Origin of the sequence: Paenibacillus taichungensis, from assembly GCF_050994985.1 — a bacterium.
In the GTDB taxonomy this organism is placed as follows: Bacteria; Bacillota; Bacilli; order Paenibacillales; family Paenibacillaceae; genus Paenibacillus; species Paenibacillus taichungensis.
The window spans coordinates 6,133,359-6,152,808 of sequence record NZ_CP194720.1; the positions used below are offsets into that span (position 1 = coordinate 6,133,359).

Consider the following 19,450-nt stretch of genomic DNA (forward strand, 5'->3'; position numbering starts at 1 on the left):
AGACATAAAAGTCAGGTTAAAATATATAGCAATAATGGTGTTATTTACGCATTTTAAGTAGTATAATAAACGAATATCATTACTTCACAGAAGTATTTAGAAATTCTGTTCGCTTGTACTATCAAAGGAGGGCTTCTCTTTGCGAAATTCTATCCTGAAATCACTCAAACCGGACATCATTGTTGAAATGTTGGATATGGCTGTGGCTTTTGAAAATTGGAATAAGGTGATGGAGAGGGCGGACATGTTGTATCAATGTGTGCAGTGTATTCATGAAGAGCGACAGGGGCACAGTACCAAGGGATTACCTTTACCATACATCCATACTGAGCATCCGTTGATCTATTATCACGGGTTCAGCCTCCAGATGCGGGGCGTGGCTCACCAGAAGATGGGACAGGTGGATCAGGCGCGGGCGTGTATCGATCAGTATACAGAGCTAGGGTGGATGGAAGAGCTGGATGATGCGGGAATGCAGGTAGTGCAGGAGTTTAGGCATCGAGCACAGGTGAATCGGTATGCGCTGGAGATTGATGCGGGGCATGCAGAGCTGCTGGAGGAGTATGTGAATTTTCTACTAGAACATCCAGAGGAATGTATAGCAGGTCTAAGAACGGTTGTGGAGGCCGCGGTTCGGTATCGTTGGCAGATTGATCGAGTTTTACATATGTTTGCGAATCAGGTTCAAGGTGTTGGTGTGAAATTAGATTCTTCAAACAACGCAGATATGTACCATTATTGTTATCACCGAGCTTTATACGAACAATGCATGGGAAGGCAAAAGAAAGCGGTGGAGTTCATTTTGCAGGCACTCAGGTTAGCGGATGAGCTTGAGATGAATCGGTATTTCAAAAAATGCGCGTTACTATGGGAATCGTTGCGGGAAGATGCGACGGAGGAGCAGATTGGGCGGTATCGGGCGTTTTTGGAGGAGATAGGGTAATGGGGTTATTTGCTGGTGTCTCATCTAACAACAATACTATATACAATAAACTCCTTTTTGGGTATTATTGGATTGCTTATTGATTTTATCAATATATCCAAAAAGGAGAGAAAACATGAAAGACAAGGTTAAAGGTTTGGTTGTAGGTGTATTATTAGGCTCACTACTAACAGGGGCAACAGCTTTTGCAGGAACCAATACTAAGATTAGTGTGGTTATGGAGAACGTAAAGATGATGTTTAACGGAGTACATAAGAGTACGACACAATCGATTGTTTATAACGGTAATTTGTATGTACCTGCTAAAACAGCAGCTCAAACTATGGGGGAATCCTTCACGTATGACGGGAAAACTAAGACTGCCTCATTTGGTGCTAAAACTGGTACTTTTAAGTATTTGGATGAGGTTTCCTATGCGAGAATTGATGGTAAAACAAATAGACTTTACTTTAAGAATTGGACAAATCCAGAGGGTCTAAAATTTACTATAGCTGGCCAGAAATACTTACATGGAATTGGAGTTATTCTTGATGAGCCATATAGTTATGATGATCAAACTATATCTATAGATTATAATTTAAATGGAGGATACAAGAAGTTAACAGCAAATATAGGGATAGATGATTATACTCGTAACTCGACTAACTCAGGGTCCCTGATTGTTAAAGGGGATGGAGTAGAATTATATAGAAAAGATGATATGAAGGGTGGAGACATGCCAGAGAGCATTAATGTTGATGTTACTGGTGTATTAAAACTTAAAATTGTTTTTGAAGCTACCCTTGATAATGGAAGACAAATAGATATCGTTCTTGGCGATGCGAAGCTTATTAAATAACAACTTGAAGGTATATAATAGAGCTGCCTGTAATCTAATAAGATTATAGGCAGTCCTTTATTTTCATCAGGTATTAATGCAGCGAAAAAGACTAAAAAACCAGTAGTTGGAAAACTATCACAGATGATAGTACGACTGACTACATTCATAATCTTGGTTATTTGTACTTATAGACTTGAATCAGCTTCTGCGCAAGTGAGGATAGCAATATGGGTGAGGCTATTTTATGTAAAATGATACATATATATGAACCTATGTAGGACCATAGCACCGACGATGTGTACAGCTTATGTTTTTATCATGGTCAAATCAGGATGTTAGCCGGATGGTCTGTATCGAAAACTTCTGCTAACATAGGTTAATCCTATTTTAAATGAGCGGAGAAACGTATGAGTACAATCAAAGTAACCCCTGAACAGCTGCATCACGTATCGAATCAGGTGGATCAAGCCAGACAACAGTTGGAGAGTATACGTGGTGATCTGACGAGACAGATCATGTTCATTCAGACAATGTGGATGGGTGCGATGCAGGAGCGGTTTTACTATGAGTTTGAGCAATCACGCCCTATACTGGATAAAGCGCTGGAGAGTATGGTGAATACATCCAAGGAATTGAAGGACATCGCTACGCGCTTCCAGGATGCAGATGCTCAGTTGGTAAGTCTGGGTGGTGCAACTGGAGCAGTCGGTGCCGCAGCAATCATGACCAATTCAGCAGGTGATTTAAGCTCGGGTGATAAGGGATATCGGATGGCACGAATCAATATGTTTGGAAAGTGGGTGTGGATGCCTGTCAACGAGGATGGTGATGCGGATCAGGCTGCCCTTCAGGCGTATGAGAAGGATCATGGACATCTGGATGTTAATCGCATGGAAGGTGTGAAGGTTGAACCACCTGGGGATGATATATTTGCGTTACAGATCAAGGCATTCCAGAACGGAATACATCCCTATACAGGAGAAACTGTCTCTGATTCTTATGCTCGAACCATGGTTACCTCTCTAAAGTTTGCCCAACTGTTTATGGCGATTCAGATGGTTCGCGGGAGCTTTCCAGGACGTTCAGGACCGTTTCGAACATCGTCATCCGGTTTGGCAGCAAAAATTAAGAATAATATAAAGAATGCTGAACTGAGTGCGAAGAAAATTGAGAAGTCAGAGGGAAAGGCAACTGAGGGAACGCCGAATGTTCCTATTGTCGAAGACCTTTCTAGAGCACAACAAAGAAACCTTACAACATTAGATAATATAATTGATAAGCATCTAACTGATATGGATTTTTCGGGAACGTTACGAGATTTACAAGGAAATCCAGTGCCAAATAAAAAAACAGGAGGATACTGGAACCATTTGCAAGAGATGCAGGACTCGTATAAGGGATTAAGTAAAATAAAACGAGGTTTAGAAGGTTCATTACAAAACCTAATCTATCGAATTCTCTGAAAAGTACATTGCAAATTGCTTTGGACAAGGCCAACACAAATTTAAAGAAGATTGAGGATTTATTTGAACCATTTGGAGGAATAAAGTAAATGAACAAACCAATTAAAGAGATATACTCACTACAACAAAATATTCAGACCGAGGAATCTGAGTATCCTTTGGATCAGTGGTACAACAGACTTATCGATAAAACAATAGATGAGATAGAACTAGAAGATGTCAGTAGAATGCTGGCTCAAAATGTTTTTATGGATCTTGGTATAAAAAAAGCTGTGGAAATTTTAAAAGATGATCCACTTGCTGGGGAAATGTACGATGGTCATTTATTAAAAATACTCTACTCGATTGAATTAAATCAATTTGAAGAATTATCACAGCTTGCATCTTTGCTCCAGGATATTAACAGAAACCTGTCTAATATTGAATGGGCTGACGAAGAGGATCAGGAAGAGTATACTGAATTATTGAATAATTTCATGAAAAAATTAGAACTTTATCAGGGATAACATTGGAGAGTAGCATCTTGATCTTTTTTTAGGACGAATTATTAAAGGCAAAGGTACCAACACGCCCAACTTTCAGAGACAATTCAGGCTACGCAACCAGAATTGTCTCTTTTTATTGAACAAATTAATCTTTCAGCCCTATAACCGGGTTATCTATCTGACATAAACTAGCGTATACTGATGGAATAGCAAATATCTTCAAATTGCATATTTAAATTGACCCATATTATTGATACACTAGATCAAGGTTATATCATTCAGAGAAGGGGCGGGCCTGTTCAAGAATGGGGCTTGCTGCAATGCCAAATCGATAACGCTTACATCCTTTTGGCAAATATAGGATATAAGGACGGTAGACATGAGCCAGGGACAAACGAGTACAGATGTTATCTTGATTGGTGCCGGAATTATGAGTGCAACTTTGGGAACTTTGCTTAAACAATTGGCACCAGACTGGAATATTAAGGTTTTTGAGAAGCTCGCCAGTGCGGGGGAGGAAAGCTCCAACGAATGGAATAATGCCGGAACCGGGCATTCAGCATTGTGCGAACTTAACTATACCGTTGAACGACCAGACGGATCCGTAGATATTAGCAAAGCGATTAAGGTGAATGAGCATTTTCAAATCTCAAGGCAATTTTGGTCCTATCTCGTCAAAAGCAATCTGATTCGTAATCCACGGGACTTCATTATGCCGCTTCCTCATTTGAGTTATGTACATGGAGAGCAGAATGTCCTGTTTCTAAAAAGACGCTTTGAAGCGTTATCGAAACATCCGTTATTCGTAGGCATGGAATTCTCGGATAATAAGAAAAAACTGGCGGAATGGATTCCGCTGATGATGAAAAACCGCACGGGCAATGAACCGATTGCAGCCACCAAAATTGACTCCGGTACGGACGTTAACTTTGGTGCTTTAACGCGTATGCTAATGGAACATTTAAAGAGCCAAAACGTGGATATCCACTACCAACATAGCGTGAAGAACATGAAACGCACAAGCAATGGATCTTGGGAATTAGCCGTGAAAAATCTGAAGAGCGGAACCGTCGAACGGCACACCGCGCAATTCGTTTTCATCGGGGCAGGGGGCGGCAGCTTGCATTTGTTGCAAAAATCCGGCATCCCTGAAGGTAAACATATCGGCGGCTTCCCGGTTAGCGGCATCTTTATGGTGTGCAAAAATCCGAAAGTCGTGGAACAGCATCATGCCAAAGTATATGGAAAAGCTTCGGTGGGTGCTCCGCCAATGTCTGTTCCGCATTTGGATACCCGATTTATTGAGAATCAGAAGTCGCTGCTATTTGGACCGTTTGCCGGGTTCTCGCCAAAATTCTTAAAAACAGGCTCCAATGCCGATCTGATTACGTCCGTGAAGCTGCACAATTTGCTCACGATGCTCGCGGCAGGCGTCAAAGAAATTTCACTAACCAAATACCTAATCCAACAACTCATGTTATCCAAGGAACAACGCATGGCCGAATTGCGTGACTTTGTTCCAGATGCCAAGAGCGAGGATTGGGATATGGTACTGGCGGGCCAGCGTGTGCAGGTAATTAAGGACACGGCTCAAGGCGGCAAAGGAACCCTTCAATTCGGCACGGAGGTAGTTACTGCGGCGGATGGCTCGATTGCAGCATTGCTCGGAGCTTCACCGGGGGCTTCAACTGCTGTTCACGTGATGCTGGAGATTCTCCAGAAGTGCTTCCCGCAGCATATGGATGCCTGGGAACCAAAGATCAAGGAAATGGTTCCTTCGTATGGCGAATCACTGGTTGACAACCTTACTCTTCTAAACCAGGTACATGCTTCAACCGCTCGGGTGCTTGGACTGACGGCTGAGAAATCAGTCGTTCGGATGTAACGAGCTGTATGTAACCTGTTTACCATGCGTGTGATAAAGAGCTAAGCCGGCTAAAAACCGTGCTTAGCTCTTTTTTTATGTACCATCAGTTGTATGCCGTTCTTCAGTACTGCTCGATACAAGTCAGAGAATTCCTCCTTAGTTTCGAATGTCGTAATACTTTCGCCCTGTTGGGAGAACGTGGAATCTGAGATGATGGGTTCATCAAAGGTTCGGGTCACAAGCTTCGGACCTTTGGCCTTCAGGCTATAGCGATCCTTCCTTCTAACTTCATTGGCGAACTTAGGGTCGCCGCTTTCCTGAAGATCTCAATTCAGAGAGGAGGCGTCCAGGCTATCATATTCCTTCCTTCTACAGCAGACCACCAATTGTAGGGATATGGCTTTCCTGGACTCTTTTATCATGAACAATACCATCTATTTGCGCAGAGCGAACAAACTCATGATCGAGCAAGAACAAGGAGAGAAACAGCTGCCGAAAGTTTATTTGGCGACTGCCCTTAAAAATATAGAAACGCTTGGATACACCTTCTCCGATGAGTTGATGCAAGCCGTGCGAACATTATCCAAGGAACCATTTGAAGCATTGGTGGCCCAGGTTGTGGCTGATCTGAGAATCATGGTCGGTGCACATGTGGACTACAAACCGATGTACCCTGGATTCCCGGCGCAGGTGATGGAGGAAGATGAGGTGGAACTCTACCTGAATGCTATCCTTCATTATCTGACCTTGGTATATCCGAATCATGAACCGGTGGAAAGAGTACCTTTACTGGATAAAATAAATCTAAAAGTCATTGACCTTGGAGACAAGGCAGACTTTCAGACGCTCATCCGCCAACTGATCGAAGCCAACGGCTCCATCTCGGAGACAGACAAAGCAGATATCGATACTGTGCTGGAACTTGCGGAACCGGATGAAGTGGATGCGCTGTTGCCGGCCGAGATTCCTTTCAAGGAAAATGTGGGGTTCGTAGTAGCTTCCTTATTAAAGTATGAAAAGGCTAATATCGACCGAATCGGCCCGTATTTCAGAACGGCAACGGATGTGCTTCGTCTTGCTGTGGCTTGGTCGGGTGGGGATGTCAGCCTGGCTCTGGCTTCACCTTTTCGCAAATTCAAGCGGCGTGAAAGACGCCTGCTGCTTGGTCTTCTGGAGCAATGCGGTTCAATTACGGAAGACATGCTCCGTTACAAGAATCGCTGGATTCGTCTGGGCGAAATTCTCCATCCATCTGAATATAAGCTTCGTTACCCGCGATGCGAGGAAGCTTTTGATATCTTGCGTAATAACAAGTCGTTTACGACCTTTAACGGAAGTGTGGAGCTGGCCTTCCAATACCATAATGTGTGGAGTTTGATTGAGCTGCTGAAGCAGCGCCCTGGTGAATTTGCGAGAAGATTGGATCACTTGTTGCGCTCTAACACGGATAAGGAGTATGTATTGCTGGCGTTCGGAGAAATTCTGGAGCACGTATCGACCCCGGTTTTGTTGCAGGTGAGGGAGCATTTTGCCCGGCGTAATGAACCGCAGGATCTGCGTGTATTTTTTCCGAAAGGCAATGTAGCGAAGGCTTTCGCCATTCCGAATCAGCTTCCCGAGATGGACGATGACACTTGTCGTGCCGTCGTGCAGATGTGTGAGCAGGCGCTGGTGCAGCGTTTCGCCGCCCTTCCTTCGCTTGGAAAGACGTATGTTGATCCACAGCTCCATGATTATCTGGTTCCCTTTTCCCAAAGATCGGCGAGCAAGGCCCTTCATACGATTGTTCGGGGAAGCCGGGTGCCGATGGCCGAGGGAGATACGATTCGTTTCTTCAACTGGTGGAAGGAAGGCACCGTGAATGGTCAAGCAACGGGGCGTGTAGATATCGATCTGTCTGCGGTGATGTACGATGAGAACTGGAACTATGTGGAGCATATTTCCTATACGAATCTGCGTTCATCCCACTACAAGGCCGTTCACAGCGGGGATATCGTGACAGCGCCTCATGGTGCGAGTGAGTTCATTGACCTGCATATTCCGTCGATTGTTGCTTATGGTGGGCGTTATGTGGTGGCGAGTCTACTTTCCTTTACGAGTCATCCATATTGCGATTTGCCGGAATGCTTTGTGGGCTGGATGATGCGTAAGAAGCCGGGTTCTGGCGAGATCTTCGAGCCGTCCACGGTGGCAAACAAGATTGATATCACGGCAGATACACAGATTGCCATTCCCGTCATTATGGATCTAGTGGAGCGTACGGTCATTTGGACGGATCTGGCACTGACTAGGCACCCGGAATATTACAATAATGTCGAGGGTAATCAAAAAGGGATGGTCCTGATGGGCAAAGCCCTGACCACACTACGCAAGCCGGATCTATACGACTTGTTCACGCTTCATGCCAAGGCCAGAGGTGAACTGGTGGATACGTTGGATCAGGCCGATACGATCTATTCGGTGGAACAAGGAATTACCCCGTTTGATATCGAGCAGATTATGGCCGAGTATTTGGCTTGAGTCCATCACATATGAATACCGGGATCGAGAAAAGAGAAGAGCAGCGAAATGCTGCTCTTTTTTTGATATTCAACCTGCCGTTAACAGAATCATCGATCTGTAATTGCTAAATAAAGTTATCGGGTTGGCATATAAATTTTCTTGGGTTTCTCACTTTCAGCACTTTAACATTTCTTGTTAAAAGCTCTTTATCGCTTACGATCCACGTATGATCTTTGGAGTTCCTCCTGCGAATCGCAAGGAAATGCGATGAACCACCTGAATAAATTTTATAGCCCTTTGCCAGGCTGTCCGAACAAAACGTCACGCATTCTCCTCGATTCTGGTCGGGAAAGCCAACCTCGCTTATGACATGTCGTTTTACGAGCAGGGTCGCTCCTTGAATCAGGGGAACATATTGATTCGCCTTGGTAGGGTAACGTAGCAGAAGGAGTTTTTTGCTGCTCAAGTACATGTAGTGGGCTCGTTTCCCTACAATATCTGCTCTGGTCTTTCCCAGGGTATGCACGCTATCTGTTAAATAGAGAGGAGCATAATAATCATCGTCATCAAACTTAGCGATGAGATTGAAATTAGATAATGAAGCTCCATAATTTAGGCAATGTCCAAGCGATACTTGTTCCGGCAGAGAAACAACCCTTACATTTCTATATTGTTTTGCCGCCTGGATATATTCGTTTACACGCAGATTATTATTATTTAATATGATGATAAGCTCTTTGATCTTGTAATTCTGTCTGCTGTAGTTACGAAAAAGGTTGCCCATGCATTGTCGCCGATTGGTACAAACAATGATAGAAACTCCATTCAAATCACGAGAACGGTCTGGGTTCACCATTATAATAAGCCCTTTGGCTTTTTCTGCACATATTTCTTGTAATTCGTAACAGAAGGTATTTTTCGGCTCTGAGAGATCAGTTCTTTATCGCTAATGATCCATGTATGGTTGGATGAGTTTCTCCTGCGAATAGCGACAAAATTATTTTTTCCAGCAGAATAAACGCGGTATCCTTTTCGTTTGCTTCTAATGCAAAAAAGATCATCCTCACCGACGCTTTGATTTGGGAAAGGCACTTTGTTTATCACCTTGCGTTTAAAAACTAGCGTTGCGCCAGGGATTAGAGTCACAGGTCGATGTTCATCTTGTGGAAAACGAAGAATAAACGTCTTTGACCCACGTAAATACATATAATGAGACCGCTTGCCAATGACATCGGCTTTGGTTCTTTGAAAGGTCAGCAAGCTTTCCGTCAAATAATAGGGAGCGTAGTAATCATCATCATCAAACTTGGCAATATAATTGTATTTCGTTTTCTTGATCGCGTAATTAAGACAGGCACCTAGGGAGGTACGTTCCGGAAGACGATATACGTGTACGTTTGGGAACTTTTTCGCTAGACTGAGATAAGGCTTGAGGGGGATGTTATTGTTGTTGATAATAATGATAAGTTCTTTCTTGGCGTGGATCTGTCGGCTGTAGTTCTTAAATAGGTTTCTTATATAGCTTTGGCGTTTCGTGCAGGCAATAATAGAAACTCCCTGCTTTTTGATAGAGCTTTTTGGCATGACTCCCATGTGGACCGCTCCCCTTATCCGTTATGTTCAAAACTATCTCTCTTCAAAATATGTGGACAGCAAATAAGAGGAACGGCATATCTACAAAATGGAGAATTCGCACATAAGGCTCTCTTCAACTAATAGTGGTGAAATAGGAGACTCCATTTTACAATTGGTGGTGAGAGAATGGAACGATTAAAGAACAGTGGATTTTATAAACTGAAATTTTTCATTACGCCTGAAGAGTTCAAAAGCCTGCTAGCCCTTTTCGAGCAGAAACAGGTTCAATTTATCAGACCCAATCATGCGCAGACCAAGTATGATTATGATCAGGTATATGAAGCGTATAGCCGATTTTATCAATCTTTTACTGCTACGAAGGAAGAGAACAGAGAGGAGATTCCCCCTCATTTCGTATATTCGCTCTTGAGTAAGCTGGATCAGGGGAAGTCTGGATTTTTCTTGAAAAACGAGGGTGTCAGCTTCCCGTATCTTGGACAATGGGCGGAGGATGAATTGCCGTCTATCGTGCTATCGTTTCCTAAAGGGGTCCAAATGGATTTGGAAGATGAGATTGGGAAATATTATATATACGAGGATATTCGGGAGCATCGGCCGTTAACGTATGGGTTATATCATGAAGTGGCAAATGAAATAAAAAAAATAACCAAATTGCTGCGGTTTTCCGTACCTGCACCAGAAGGTTTACACGAGCAAAAGACTTCTGTTCGGGTTAGCAAAGAAGCTATGAATGATATGAGAGAGTCCTGGATTTTCAATAAATATTCGCTTGTTATGAATACCAAATAGGTTACAGCAAGGTAGGCGTAAATTATCGATATCTATCATTCGATCACTTCACGATGATTATTGTTCGCAGCTCGATGAAGCTGCGTTTTTTTTATTCATAATTTATTGATATAATTTCTACAACGAATAAGACAGGGAGGCAAGGTCAATGAATGATGAACTCTTGGAACGGCTAGAGGCTTGGCATGAACAGGATGAGTATGAAGAGATTATAGATGCGATTACAGAGGTTCGGGAAGAGGATCGGGATTATATTCTGGTCAACCATCTGGGTAGAGCCTTGAATAATATGGAGCGTTACCAGGAGGCGGTGGAGCAATTCCTGTCGGTTGAAGAAGAGGGACAAAATGACCCGCTTTGGCATTACCGCATTGGTCTGGCGTATTATTATTTGGAGCAATATGAGAACGCGCGTGAAGCTTTCGAAGCAGCGGACCGATTAGAGCCGGGAGATGAGGATACACAGGAGTTCCTGGAATGGATTCGGAATAAAACAGCAGACGAGCTCACAGAAGAAGCGGTAGAGGTGCCTGTGGATACAGTTCACTCGGTGACTGAAATCAACATCGAAGCAGCACCTGGGATTCATCCCGAATCGACGAGCTTCTGGAATGACAGTCCAGCAAACGTCGATCAATATGTGTTGTCCCCTCCTACCGATGAGCAAATTGAAGCAGTGGAAGAGCAGCTGGTGTTCAAGCTGCCGACATTCTATGTGAACATGATGAAACTACATAATGGTGGTGTGCCCCACTATCGTTATTTTCCGGTTAGTCAGGCGGAGAGTGATGGGAAGATTCAAGTTGAAATTTTCAATATCCTGGGTGTTGGACGGGAAAAGGCACATTCACTGTGTGGAGAAGCGGGCAGTCGAGCGATCATAGAAAAAGGGGGTTATCCTGAGATTGGTGTCATTCTATGTGAGTGTTCTTCCAATTCAGAGGTCGTGATGCTGGATTATCGTGAATCCGGCAATGCCGGCGAGCCCGAGGTTGTCCATGTGAATAAAGCAGAAGGCTACAAGATCACTTGGCTTGCGCCCAATGTTGAGACCTTTATTCAAGGTTTGGTGAATGAGGGAAATCAACCTGCAAACCTTGAGGGTTCACTGTAAGAAGGTGATAGCTTCCTGTGATATAAAATATTGAAGAGGCTGCATCCGTAACAAAGGGTGCAGCTTTTTCAGTTAAAACCTCTCATTCATGCTGTAGAAGAAGAACGTAATGTTAATGGTGAGATCACCGGTGTATTGTTTAGCTGCGTTCAGGTAGCTCAGTCGTCAGATCTTCCCCATAAAGCTCGTTCAAATGATCGATGTGACCCTCGCCCCAATCATTCATGGCCTGTAATAAAGGGGTCATTCGTTGACCGTACTCCGTGATGGAGTACTCTACTTTGGGAGGTATCTGCTGATAGACCTCACGATGGACGATGTCATGGTACTCCAATTCCCTTAATTGTTGGGTGAGCATTTTCTTGGTAATGTCAGGGATGGCCCTCTGAAGCTCGCTAAATCTCATGGTGCCATTGGCGAAAAGCCGAAGTAAGATCACCGGTTTCCATTTTCCAACAAGAATGTCCAACGCCGTTTCAAACTTGCAGTAAGTACTCATATGATGCCCTCAACTCCTTTATTTATCTAAGGTTTCTTTTTGTATACTATGTTTAGTTTAAGTGCCTACTTCCAAATAGTTACCCCATAAAATATTATATGCCTAGGTGTTGATCATATACAAGAAGAGGGGCTTACGAGTTATGAATATGGCGTTATGGATTGTTCAAGGTATATTGGGTTTAGGATTTATTTTCTCGGGATGGATGAAGGCATTCCAGTATGAACAGGCAAAGAAATCGTGGCCTTGGGCAAGCGAAGTTTCGAGAGGGTTAGTATTTTTTATCGGGATCTTGGAACTGGTTGGGGTCATTGGACTTATTGTTCCTCAAGCAACAGATATCGCCCCTGGATTGACGCCACTGGCGGCCATTGGTCTTGCTGTCGTTGTACTGTTAGGAGCCATATTCCACATTGCCCGTAAGGAGTATAAGCAAATTGGCGTGAATATCGTGTTCCTGGCGTTAGCTGTGTTCGTAGCGGTAGGCCGCTTCTGAGTTTCAAGATCACGATAGGGACAATGAACAAATATTTTGGATAACGGGAAGTAGAGGCGAGGCGATTGATTTCCGGTAGGGTTACGGAGAGCGGTCGCTATTTTTTATCTGGATAAGATACAAAAAAACAGAGAGAGATTACGGCAGGCTGATAGCTATTTTCATTGCCACGGTATGTAATATAATGGTATTATTTAATGATATTACCAGTAAGTTGGATCTATATTATTTCTATATAGGAGGTGGTGGTATAAGAGACTGATATGGAAGAAAGTTGACTCCATGGATATGCCGCATACAGCAAGAATACCGAGATGAGACATAGGCTCGTTTGTCATACATTATAATGTAAGCGCTTTACTTTTAATTCAGCTATCACATATACGATATTTAAATCTGATTTTGGTCCATTACGAAAACGTTAAAAAACTATTCCAGGGAGGGATTAGCTCGTGAGCAGACGTTTAATGAAGAAGGCATTCAGTTCGTTTCTATTACTGGTGATGATGGCAGCAGCGGTATTATATCCAACATCCACCGGACACGCGGCCACCATCTATGTTACGGATAACGGGTCGAGGATTGAAGTGAACACAGGAGCAGGGCTGGTATACACGGTGAATAAAACCAATGGAGATATCATATCTGCCAAAATGAACGGAACGGAGCTGAACGGCTCCAGCAAGGCGTCCCATATCGGCTCTGGTTTGGGCTCAGCCAATGTAACCTGGAACACATCTCCTTCGGGATCAACCGTGTTGATCACCGTATCAACCAGCACGCTTACCCACTATTATGCATCACGGGGCGGTGAGAACATTATCTATATGGCAACGTACGTCACAGCAGAACCGTCTGTGGGTGAGTTGCGCTATATTTTCCGGGGCAACGGCAGCGTATTAACAGGAGTTCCGGCCAATTCGAATAATCGGAATAACACCGGCGCGATTGAGAGCCAGGACGTTTTTGGTTACGCTAACGGACAGAGTACATCGAAGTTACGGCAATGATCAAGCTAAGGATCTGACCATTCGAGGCGTTACGGGTAGCGGTGTGGGTGTGTTCATGGCCTATGGCGACCGAGAGAAAAGTTCGGGAGGTCCGTTCTTCCGTGATATTCAGTTCCAGAGCGGTGGAGATACGGAGGTCTACAATTACATGAATTCAGGACATGCCCAGACTGAAAATTGGCGCATGGGTCTGCATGGGCCGTATGCCTTGATTTTCACCACCGGTGCAACGCCGAGCGTACCTGATTTTAGCTGGATGTCGGGTCTGAACCTGATAGGTTGGGTATCCAGCCGAGGTAATGTCGTGCTTAATGGGCTCTCTGGCATGGATACGGGTTATGCGTATACAGTTGGTTTTGCCAATAGCAACGCCCAATATTGGGTGAATGCCTCTTCGAGCGGGGCAGCTGCCAAATACAGCATGATTCCAGGTACATACACCATGACGGTGTATAAGGGGGAACTGGCCGTCTATACGGAAAGTGTGAACATCACTGGAGGATCAACGACAACGCTGAATACGCGTACGATCAACAATGACCCAAGTAAAGCATCCAGCATCTGGCGTATTGGGAATTGGGATGGTACGCCATCGGAGTTCCTGAACGGCCAGACGATTCCAATCCGTCATCCTTCCGATAGCCGTAATCCAAGCTGGGGTCCTGTCAGTTATGCCACCGGCAGTGCAACCAACAAGTTCCCAGCGATTCAGTTCCGGGGACAAAACTCGCCCACAACCGTTACCTTTAGCTTGAACTCTTCCCAAGCGGCATCTTCGCATGTTCTTAACATCGGTATTACGGCAGCATACAACAATGGAAGACCCAGTGTAACGATTAACGGTCATACGTTAACCAATCCGGCAGCTTCATCCCAACCGAATTCGCGGAGCTTTACGATTGGGACCTATCGGGGCAACAATACAACCTTTTCCTGGAATATACCGGCATCCTATTTCGTTAATGGGTCTAACACCGTGACCATTACGCCAATCAGTGGCTCCAGCGACTTGGGCAATTGGTTAAGTGCTGGGTGGGTGTATGACTGTGTTGAATTGTTGAAGTAATTTAGTCGGGGTGCTGAGGGAGGTTTATCTGCATACGTTCATATATATTAAATAAAGCCGGTGACTGTATGTATGGCATCAAACATTGTTCAGGAATATTGCACGTAGTGAATATTCTAGCTCTGATTCTTTGCTTGACGGCCTGTACTTCTTCCACCAACGTCTCTTCAGAAGAAGTCAAATCATTTCGGCAGGATATCGAGCAAGATTTTCCTGCTATTCAAAAGACGGAGATTCGTTATTCCACACCTCGGGTCGAAGTCGCATATACGGTCAAAACAGAACCGGATGAAGAAGAGATTCGTCGTCTTTTCACTCGAACCACAGCATTTATGACTAGCCCTTCTTTTCAAAGTGAAATTATTGATGCACAGTACCGTAAGAAATATCCAAGCTGGGGCGACCCGGAGCTTGCCGTAACTATAACCTTACGCGGAAAGGATATAACTGCTTACCAGTTTACTTGTAAGCCAGAAAAATCCGATTCCGAATCCGATTCTGGTAACGCGACATATGCTCAGTGGTACGTTCAGACACCAGATGATACGGCAGGCAAGCCTTATTCTGAATCTGGGATGGAGAATGAAGAGTGACACTATCAAAATTTTCAGAATACATGGATCAATACATTGATTAAGAAACATGATGCAATACAGCCCTCAAATCCTTGAGGGCTGTATTTGTATAACACTTCGCTTGTTTCGCTAAAGGCATCCAAAATAAGGATACAGGGCCGTATGCGTTGCAGAAAGACCATTCCTCTGCTATTATTTAGACATCTAATATTTAGCCATCTAAATAACTGAATAATAGAGCTGCTATTTATTTTCGGTTTCTTTATGAAAGGAGCTTGAGAACCATGTTGAGAATGAAAGACAAAGTAGCCCTTGTAACTGGAGGCGCTTCTGGAATAGGATTGTCCGCAGCCCAATTGATGGCGAGAGAAGGAGCGAAAGTCGTTATTGCTGATTTCAATGTCAATGGGGCAAAAGAAGCGGCAGCGAACATTCAGGCTCAAGGCGGAGAAGCAGTAGCCGTATTTCTTGATGCCGGAGACGAATTTTCGATTAAAGAAGCTGTGGAGTTTACGGTCCAACAATATGGTAAACTCACGAGTCTGTTCAACAACGTTGGCCTGACCAACCTGAAGAAGGATTTGGACGTGGTTAACGTAGATCTGGACGAGTGGGATCGGCTGATGAACGTGAATCTGAAAAGCGTGTTGCTCGGCTGTAGATTCGCCATCCCTCATATGATTGAAGCGGGTGGAGGTTCCATCATTAATACGGCCTCCATGGCTGGCTTTACAGGCGATGCGGTTCGGGTTGCTTACGGTGCCTCAAAAGCAGGAGTAGTGAATCTAACAAGGTATATTGCCACCCAATATGGCAAGCATAACATTCGTTGCAATGCTGTCGCACCTGGATTGATCTTGACCCCGGCAGCCCAGAATAACATGCCTCCAGATGTATTGGATATGTTCGCAAAATATAACGCACTGCCTTATCACGGGGAACCCGATGATATTGGATACACCGTCGTATTCCTGGCCTCAGATGAGTCCAAATTCATTACCGGTCAGACCATCCAGGTTGAGGGCGGCCATTATATTGCCAACCCAACCGTTCCCGATTTTGAAGAGTTTATGAATTCACACAATACGACTATCAACTAAAGCAGCGTCGTATAAATAAATTACGTTAGGAGCGTTTCATATGGGAAGATTAGATAATAAAGTAGCTATTATTACTGGTGGAGCATCAGGAATTGGTGAAGGCATGGTGGATCTCTTTGCAAAGGAAGGCGCCATCGTTATTGCTGCAGACATTAATGAGGAAGCGCTGGAGAAAGCAAGCCAAAAAGAGAATGTGTATGGAATGAAGTTGAATGTTTCCTCCGATGAAGATTGGGAGATATTAGCGAAAGTAGTTAACGAACGTTTTGGTAAAATTGATATTCTGGTCAACAATGCAGGCATTTCTTCAGAGAAGCCGTTTGAGGAAATCAATGCGCAGGATTGGCAGAAAATGCTCTCCATTAATGGCTTCGGCCCATTTGCTGGCATGAAACATGTAGCTCCTTATATGGCAGCACAAAAGAAAGGTTCCATCGTTAATATCTCTTCATACACCGCATTGATTGGACAAGGCTTTAACCACTATTCGGCATCCAAAGGGGCAGTACGCGCATTATCCAAAGCAGCGGCGACAACCTTTGGTCGTCAAGGTGTTCGGGTGAATGCTCTCTTCCCTGGGATCATCGAAACACCAATGACTCAAGCCTTGAACACGTCGAAGGAATTGCTTGATCGACTCGTTCAGGCAACGCCTTTGCAACGTCTGGGGCAGGCTATCGATATTGCCAACGCTGCATTGTTCCTGGCATCGGATGATTCTTCGTACATTACAGGATCTGAGCTGGTTATCGATGGTGGATACTCAGCCCAATAGCGTGTAAAATGATGACAGCCCTTAAGTAGAATGAGGGCTGTTGTTTTATTTTTGCGAGGAGGATCACATGGAAGAACAGAACATTTTTGAGCTCATACACAACATGGACAATTTCACCAATAAATTGATTATACAGTGGAACAAATCGTTTAATGAGGACCTCGGCGTCTCTCATGTGCTGGTACTCAGTCATCTCAATCAAAATGGAAAAAGCCGACCTTCAGATATTGCTAAACTATTGGGCCTTACCCCACCTACACTCAGTTATTTAGCTGATAAGTTGGTTGCCAAGAAATTAGCCGTCAGGATTATAGATGAAGCTGACCGCCGCATTATATATTTGAACATTACCGATAAAGGGATCGAAGTCCTCGAAAGAGCAATATTGGAGGGGCAGAAGCTGCGTAAAAATTTATTCCAGAAACTGACCCAAGAGGATCGAGCACAATTAGTTAATATTTTTGAGAAGATGAATCGGGATGATTGAAGAATAGCCTGAACCTTTGAAATAAAGGAAGCAGGCTATTTTTTTGTAACACTAATACCTATCCAGTCAGAATTTTAGTTATGATATAAGGATAAGAGGCATTTTGCCAAGCGCTTCTAGTTCAATAATGATCCAGCGCATCGCTGGTGTGCAAAATACAATTTGTTCAGTATGCACTGAATTTTGGAAGGGGGTTAGAAGCTGATATGCAGGAACCGATCAAAGTATATAACACTGCAGTTGAGGCTCTTCTTGAAGTGATTGGCGGCAAGTGGAAGCCAGTTATCTTATTCCATCTTACCTTTGGCAAGAAGCGTAATGGCGAACTGATGAGGCTGCTACCTTCCATTACACAGAAAGTGTTGACCCAACAGCTTGGTGAATTGACGGAGGCGGGTATTATTTTCCGCATTTCCCATCACCAGGTCCCGCCGAAGGTGGAATATGAGTTGACGGAGTATGGGTGGAGTCTTAAAGAGATTCTTCATCTGATGTGCAGATGGGGCGATACACATGTGGAAAAGGTATATGGTGATCGAGGAAAAATTTTATTTAAGCCGCCGACATCTGACGGTTAATGGTGCAAAGCCGATTCTTGTAACAGGAATCGGCTTATTGTACATGCTATATCTATTACGGGATGATCTTACGCTCGCGTAAATTTTCGAAAATATCCATAAACATACTCTCTGTATCAACGAAATCGTGAAATCCGAAGCGACGGGCTTTGGATCCATCCGCGAAGAAATCATAATCCCATGAGAAGACAAAATCACCGAAGGGCCAGGAGGATACATCCTCATAGGAGGTCTTCATTAAATCATACTTTTCAATCATGGAATTCCAAAGCACCTCTTTATCTGCCATAACGGTTGCAAGCGAGAGAGGCAGGGGTGGTGCCGTTTCCAGTTCGAAAAATGCAGCAATTTTGGGCCAAAGTTCATTCCAGCGAAACAGATCGCCGTTAGTGATATTAAACGCCTGATTAGCACAGCGTGGATCGGTTGCCGCCCAGACAGTCGCACGAGCGAGCAGTGATGCATCGGTCATTTCAAGTAGGGAGTGGTAAGCTCCGGGTTTTCCGGGAAAACGAAGTGGCAAGCCAAGTTCCTTAGAAATGGATGCATACACCCCAATAACCATGGCGAGGTTCATTGGATTACCCAGAGCAAATCCACATACAACGGATGGACGCAGAGCAGACCAGGTCCAACTGCTTCCAGATTGCCGTTCCTCAAGAAACTGCTGTTGGTCGATATTGAATTCAGGGGGCATATGATGCGCATCCGTTTCCCTGGCAGGTGTTTTAAATGGGCCCAGATGTGCACCGTACACCTTATAACCTTGCATTAGACTGATATGTTGGAGATTGGGGGCGATCGGTTCAATGGTATTCACGACATTGGCGAGCATGTCGAGATTGGGCTGGACCAATTCGGCCCAGGTCGGGCGATCCTGATAAGCGGCGTAGAAAATATGAGTAACCGCCGTTAAATGGCACAGTTTGGCCTGAGTATCTGCTTCGTTCAGCAAATCGGCCGATATATATTGTAACCTAGGGGCATCTTCCCCTCCGCGACGTGATACACCAATAATATTCCATTCCGGAAGTGTCATTAAATAATCAATAAGGTTTCTTCCAATGACGCCTCCAGCACCGATGACAAGCGCTGTGTAACTGGTAACAGATTGATTGGGTTTCAATGGGCATGCTCCTCTCTTCTTCTGTCATTATTGTGGATCAGAAAAAGAAAGGTGAGAAGTACGCACCTCAAAGTGACATACGCACTTGAGAGTAATATATGGGCCAGGGGTAGGTTGTTGAGGCTCTTTAGCGTAATAAGTACTTCCCTTATTTTTATC

Annotated in this window: 19 protein-coding genes and 1 pseudogene; 16 read left to right on the top strand and 4 right to left on the bottom strand. The window is 44.2% G+C overall.

The features are described from left to right. Positions 1-139 precede the first annotated feature (139 nt). The 6 genes from ACR1R9_RS27740 (at position 140) to ACR1R9_RS27765 (ending at position 8,098) form a co-directional block, all read left to right on the top strand. Entirely contained in the window at positions 140-943 is an 804-nt protein-coding gene (locus tag ACR1R9_RS27740; RefSeq protein WP_433922251.1) for a DNA-binding protein, read from the top strand. Between the two features lie 115 nt (positions 944-1,058). Then, the gene (locus ACR1R9_RS27745) at positions 1,059-1,781 is read left to right on the top strand and encodes an NPCBM/NEW2 domain-containing protein (protein WP_400348143.1); all 723 of its coding nucleotides are present in this window, start codon (positions 1,059-1,061) and stop codon (positions 1,779-1,781) included. Between the two features lie 389 nt (positions 1,782-2,170). Beyond that, the gene (locus ACR1R9_RS27750; RefSeq protein WP_433922250.1) at positions 2,171-3,226 is read left to right on the top strand and encodes a WXG100 family type VII secretion target; all 1,056 of its coding nucleotides are present in this window, start codon (positions 2,171-2,173) and stop codon (positions 3,224-3,226) included. An 89-nt stretch (positions 3,227-3,315) separates the two neighbouring features. Further along, positions 3,316-3,732: a contact-dependent growth inhibition system immunity protein gene (locus tag ACR1R9_RS27755; protein ID WP_433922249.1), complete on the top strand. Its 417-nt coding sequence runs from the start codon at positions 3,316-3,318 to the stop codon at positions 3,730-3,732. A gap of 358 nt (positions 3,733-4,090) precedes the next feature. Next, complete coding sequence (locus ACR1R9_RS27760) at positions 4,091-5,596, top strand: malate:quinone oxidoreductase (RefSeq protein ID WP_433922248.1); 1,506 nt, start codon at positions 4,091-4,093, stop codon at positions 5,594-5,596. A 402-nt stretch (positions 5,597-5,998) separates the two neighbouring features. Next, positions 5,999-8,098 carry a TerD family protein gene (locus ACR1R9_RS27765; protein ID WP_433922247.1) on the top strand — a complete coding sequence of 700 codons (2,100 nt, stop codon included), beginning with the start codon at positions 5,999-6,001 and terminating at the stop codon, positions 8,096-8,098. A 106-nt stretch (positions 8,099-8,204) separates the two neighbouring features. On the opposite strand, the gene ACR1R9_RS27770 is transcribed toward ACR1R9_RS27765, so the two are convergent. Both ACR1R9_RS27770 and ACR1R9_RS27775 read right to left on the bottom strand, forming a co-directional pair. Beyond that, entirely contained in the window at positions 8,205-8,936 is a 732-nt protein-coding gene (locus tag ACR1R9_RS27770; protein WP_433922246.1) for a glycosyltransferase, read from the bottom strand. Beyond that, positions 8,936-9,673 (bottom strand): glycosyltransferase, encoded by a 738-nt coding sequence (locus ACR1R9_RS27775; protein WP_076287238.1) that lies wholly within the window; start codon positions 9,671-9,673, stop codon positions 8,936-8,938. The genes ACR1R9_RS27770 and ACR1R9_RS27775 overlap by 1 nt, the downstream gene beginning before the upstream one ends. A gap of 168 nt (positions 9,674-9,841) precedes the next feature. Here ACR1R9_RS27775 and ACR1R9_RS27780 point away from each other — a divergent pair, with 168 nt between their 5' ends. Continuing rightward, on the top strand, positions 9,842-10,465 hold the full coding sequence (locus ACR1R9_RS27780) for a hypothetical protein (protein ID WP_433922245.1): 624 nt from the start codon (positions 9,842-9,844) through the stop codon (positions 10,463-10,465). Positions 10,466-10,613: 148 nt separating this feature from the next. After that, positions 10,614-11,579, top strand: coding sequence for an SMI1/KNR4 family protein (locus ACR1R9_RS27785; RefSeq protein WP_433922244.1), 966 nt, complete (start codon positions 10,614-10,616; stop codon positions 11,577-11,579). Between the two features lie 139 nt (positions 11,580-11,718). Here the strand turns inward: ACR1R9_RS27785 and ACR1R9_RS27790 are convergent, their stop codons facing one another. Next, positions 11,719-12,078, bottom strand: a complete 360-nt coding sequence (locus tag ACR1R9_RS27790; protein WP_076287241.1) for a winged helix-turn-helix transcriptional regulator — start codon at positions 12,076-12,078, stop codon at positions 11,719-11,721. Positions 12,079-12,226: 148 nt separating this feature from the next. Between ACR1R9_RS27790 and ACR1R9_RS27795 the strand changes: the two genes are divergently transcribed. The 8 genes and pseudogenes from ACR1R9_RS27795 (at position 12,227) to ACR1R9_RS27830 (ending at position 18,165) form a co-directional block, all read left to right on the top strand. Then, positions 12,227-12,574 carry a DoxX family protein gene (locus ACR1R9_RS27795; RefSeq protein ID WP_433956403.1) on the top strand — a complete coding sequence of 116 codons (348 nt, stop codon included), beginning with the start codon at positions 12,227-12,229 and terminating at the stop codon, positions 12,572-12,574. A 506-nt stretch (positions 12,575-13,080) separates the two neighbouring features. Then, a pseudogene (locus ACR1R9_RS27800) lies at positions 13,081-14,041 on the top strand (rhamnogalacturonan lyase B N-terminal domain-containing protein); the annotation flags it as partial. Then, entirely contained in the window at positions 14,027-14,650 is a 624-nt protein-coding gene (locus tag ACR1R9_RS27805; RefSeq protein WP_433956463.1) for a polysaccharide lyase family protein, read from the top strand. The pseudogene ACR1R9_RS27800 and the gene ACR1R9_RS27805, both read left to right, overlap by 15 nt. A gap of 107 nt (positions 14,651-14,757) precedes the next feature. After that, on the top strand, positions 14,758-15,243 hold the full coding sequence (locus ACR1R9_RS27810; RefSeq protein WP_433922243.1) for a hypothetical protein: 486 nt from the start codon (positions 14,758-14,760) through the stop codon (positions 15,241-15,243). 266 nt (positions 15,244-15,509) lie between these two features. Next, a complete protein-coding gene (locus tag ACR1R9_RS27815) occupies positions 15,510-16,325 on the top strand; it encodes an SDR family NAD(P)-dependent oxidoreductase (protein WP_433922242.1) in 816 nt (271 codons plus the stop codon). Between the two features lie 40 nt (positions 16,326-16,365). Next, complete coding sequence (locus tag ACR1R9_RS27820) at positions 16,366-17,100, top strand: SDR family NAD(P)-dependent oxidoreductase (RefSeq protein WP_076287245.1); 735 nt, start codon at positions 16,366-16,368, stop codon at positions 17,098-17,100. 67 nt (positions 17,101-17,167) lie between these two features. Then, complete coding sequence (locus tag ACR1R9_RS27825; RefSeq protein WP_175381992.1) at positions 17,168-17,587, top strand: MarR family winged helix-turn-helix transcriptional regulator; 420 nt, start codon at positions 17,168-17,170, stop codon at positions 17,585-17,587. Between the two features lie 206 nt (positions 17,588-17,793). Further along, entirely contained in the window at positions 17,794-18,165 is a 372-nt protein-coding gene (locus tag ACR1R9_RS27830) for a winged helix-turn-helix transcriptional regulator (protein ID WP_099857831.1), read from the top strand. Positions 18,166-18,220: 55 nt separating this feature from the next. Here the strand turns inward: ACR1R9_RS27830 and ACR1R9_RS27835 are convergent, their stop codons facing one another. Continuing rightward, positions 18,221-19,291 (bottom strand): SDR family oxidoreductase, encoded by a 1,071-nt coding sequence (locus tag ACR1R9_RS27835; protein ID WP_433922241.1) that lies wholly within the window; start codon positions 19,289-19,291, stop codon positions 18,221-18,223. Positions 19,292-19,450 lie beyond the last annotated feature (159 nt).

Bases quoted from the DNA above. Each gene is read 5' to 3' on its own strand.
- ACR1R9_RS27760 (WP_433922248.1), top strand. From the start codon at position 4,091: ATGAGCCAGGGACAAACGAGTACAGATGTTATCTTGATTGGTGCCGGA.
- ACR1R9_RS27765 (WP_433922247.1), top strand. From the start codon at position 5,999: ATGAACAATACCATCTATTTGCGCAGAGCGAACAAACTCATGATCGAG.
- ACR1R9_RS27755 (WP_433922249.1), top strand. From the start codon at position 3,316: ATGAACAAACCAATTAAAGAGATATACTCACTACAACAAAATATTCAG.
- ACR1R9_RS27795 (WP_433956403.1), top strand. From the start codon at position 12,227: ATGGCGTTATGGATTGTTCAAGGTATATTGGGTTTAGGATTTATTTTC.
- ACR1R9_RS27785 (WP_433922244.1), top strand. From the start codon at position 10,614: ATGAATGATGAACTCTTGGAACGGCTAGAGGCTTGGCATGAACAGGAT.
- ACR1R9_RS27815 (WP_433922242.1), top strand. From the start codon at position 15,510: ATGTTGAGAATGAAAGACAAAGTAGCCCTTGTAACTGGAGGCGCTTCT.
- ACR1R9_RS27825 (WP_175381992.1), top strand. From the start codon at position 17,168: ATGGAAGAACAGAACATTTTTGAGCTCATACACAACATGGACAATTTC.
- ACR1R9_RS27745 (WP_400348143.1), top strand. From the start codon at position 1,059: ATGAAAGACAAGGTTAAAGGTTTGGTTGTAGGTGTATTATTAGGCTCA.
- ACR1R9_RS27780 (WP_433922245.1), top strand. From the start codon at position 9,842: ATGGAACGATTAAAGAACAGTGGATTTTATAAACTGAAATTTTTCATT.
- ACR1R9_RS27790 (WP_076287241.1), bottom strand. From the start codon at position 12,078: ATGAGTACTTACTGCAAGTTTGAAACGGCGTTGGACATTCTTGTTGGA.
- ACR1R9_RS27750 (WP_433922250.1), top strand. From the start codon at position 2,171: ATGAGTACAATCAAAGTAACCCCTGAACAGCTGCATCACGTATCGAAT.
- ACR1R9_RS27820 (WP_076287245.1), top strand. From the start codon at position 16,366: ATGGGAAGATTAGATAATAAAGTAGCTATTATTACTGGTGGAGCATCA.
- ACR1R9_RS27770 (WP_433922246.1), bottom strand. From the start codon at position 8,936: ATGGTGAACCCAGACCGTTCTCGTGATTTGAATGGAGTTTCTATCATT.
- ACR1R9_RS27830 (WP_099857831.1), top strand. From the start codon at position 17,794: ATGCAGGAACCGATCAAAGTATATAACACTGCAGTTGAGGCTCTTCTT.
- ACR1R9_RS27805 (WP_433956463.1), top strand. From the start codon at position 14,027: ATGACGGTGTATAAGGGGGAACTGGCCGTCTATACGGAAAGTGTGAAC.
- ACR1R9_RS27775 (WP_076287238.1), bottom strand. From the start codon at position 9,673: ATGGGAGTCATGCCAAAAAGCTCTATCAAAAAGCAGGGAGTTTCTATT.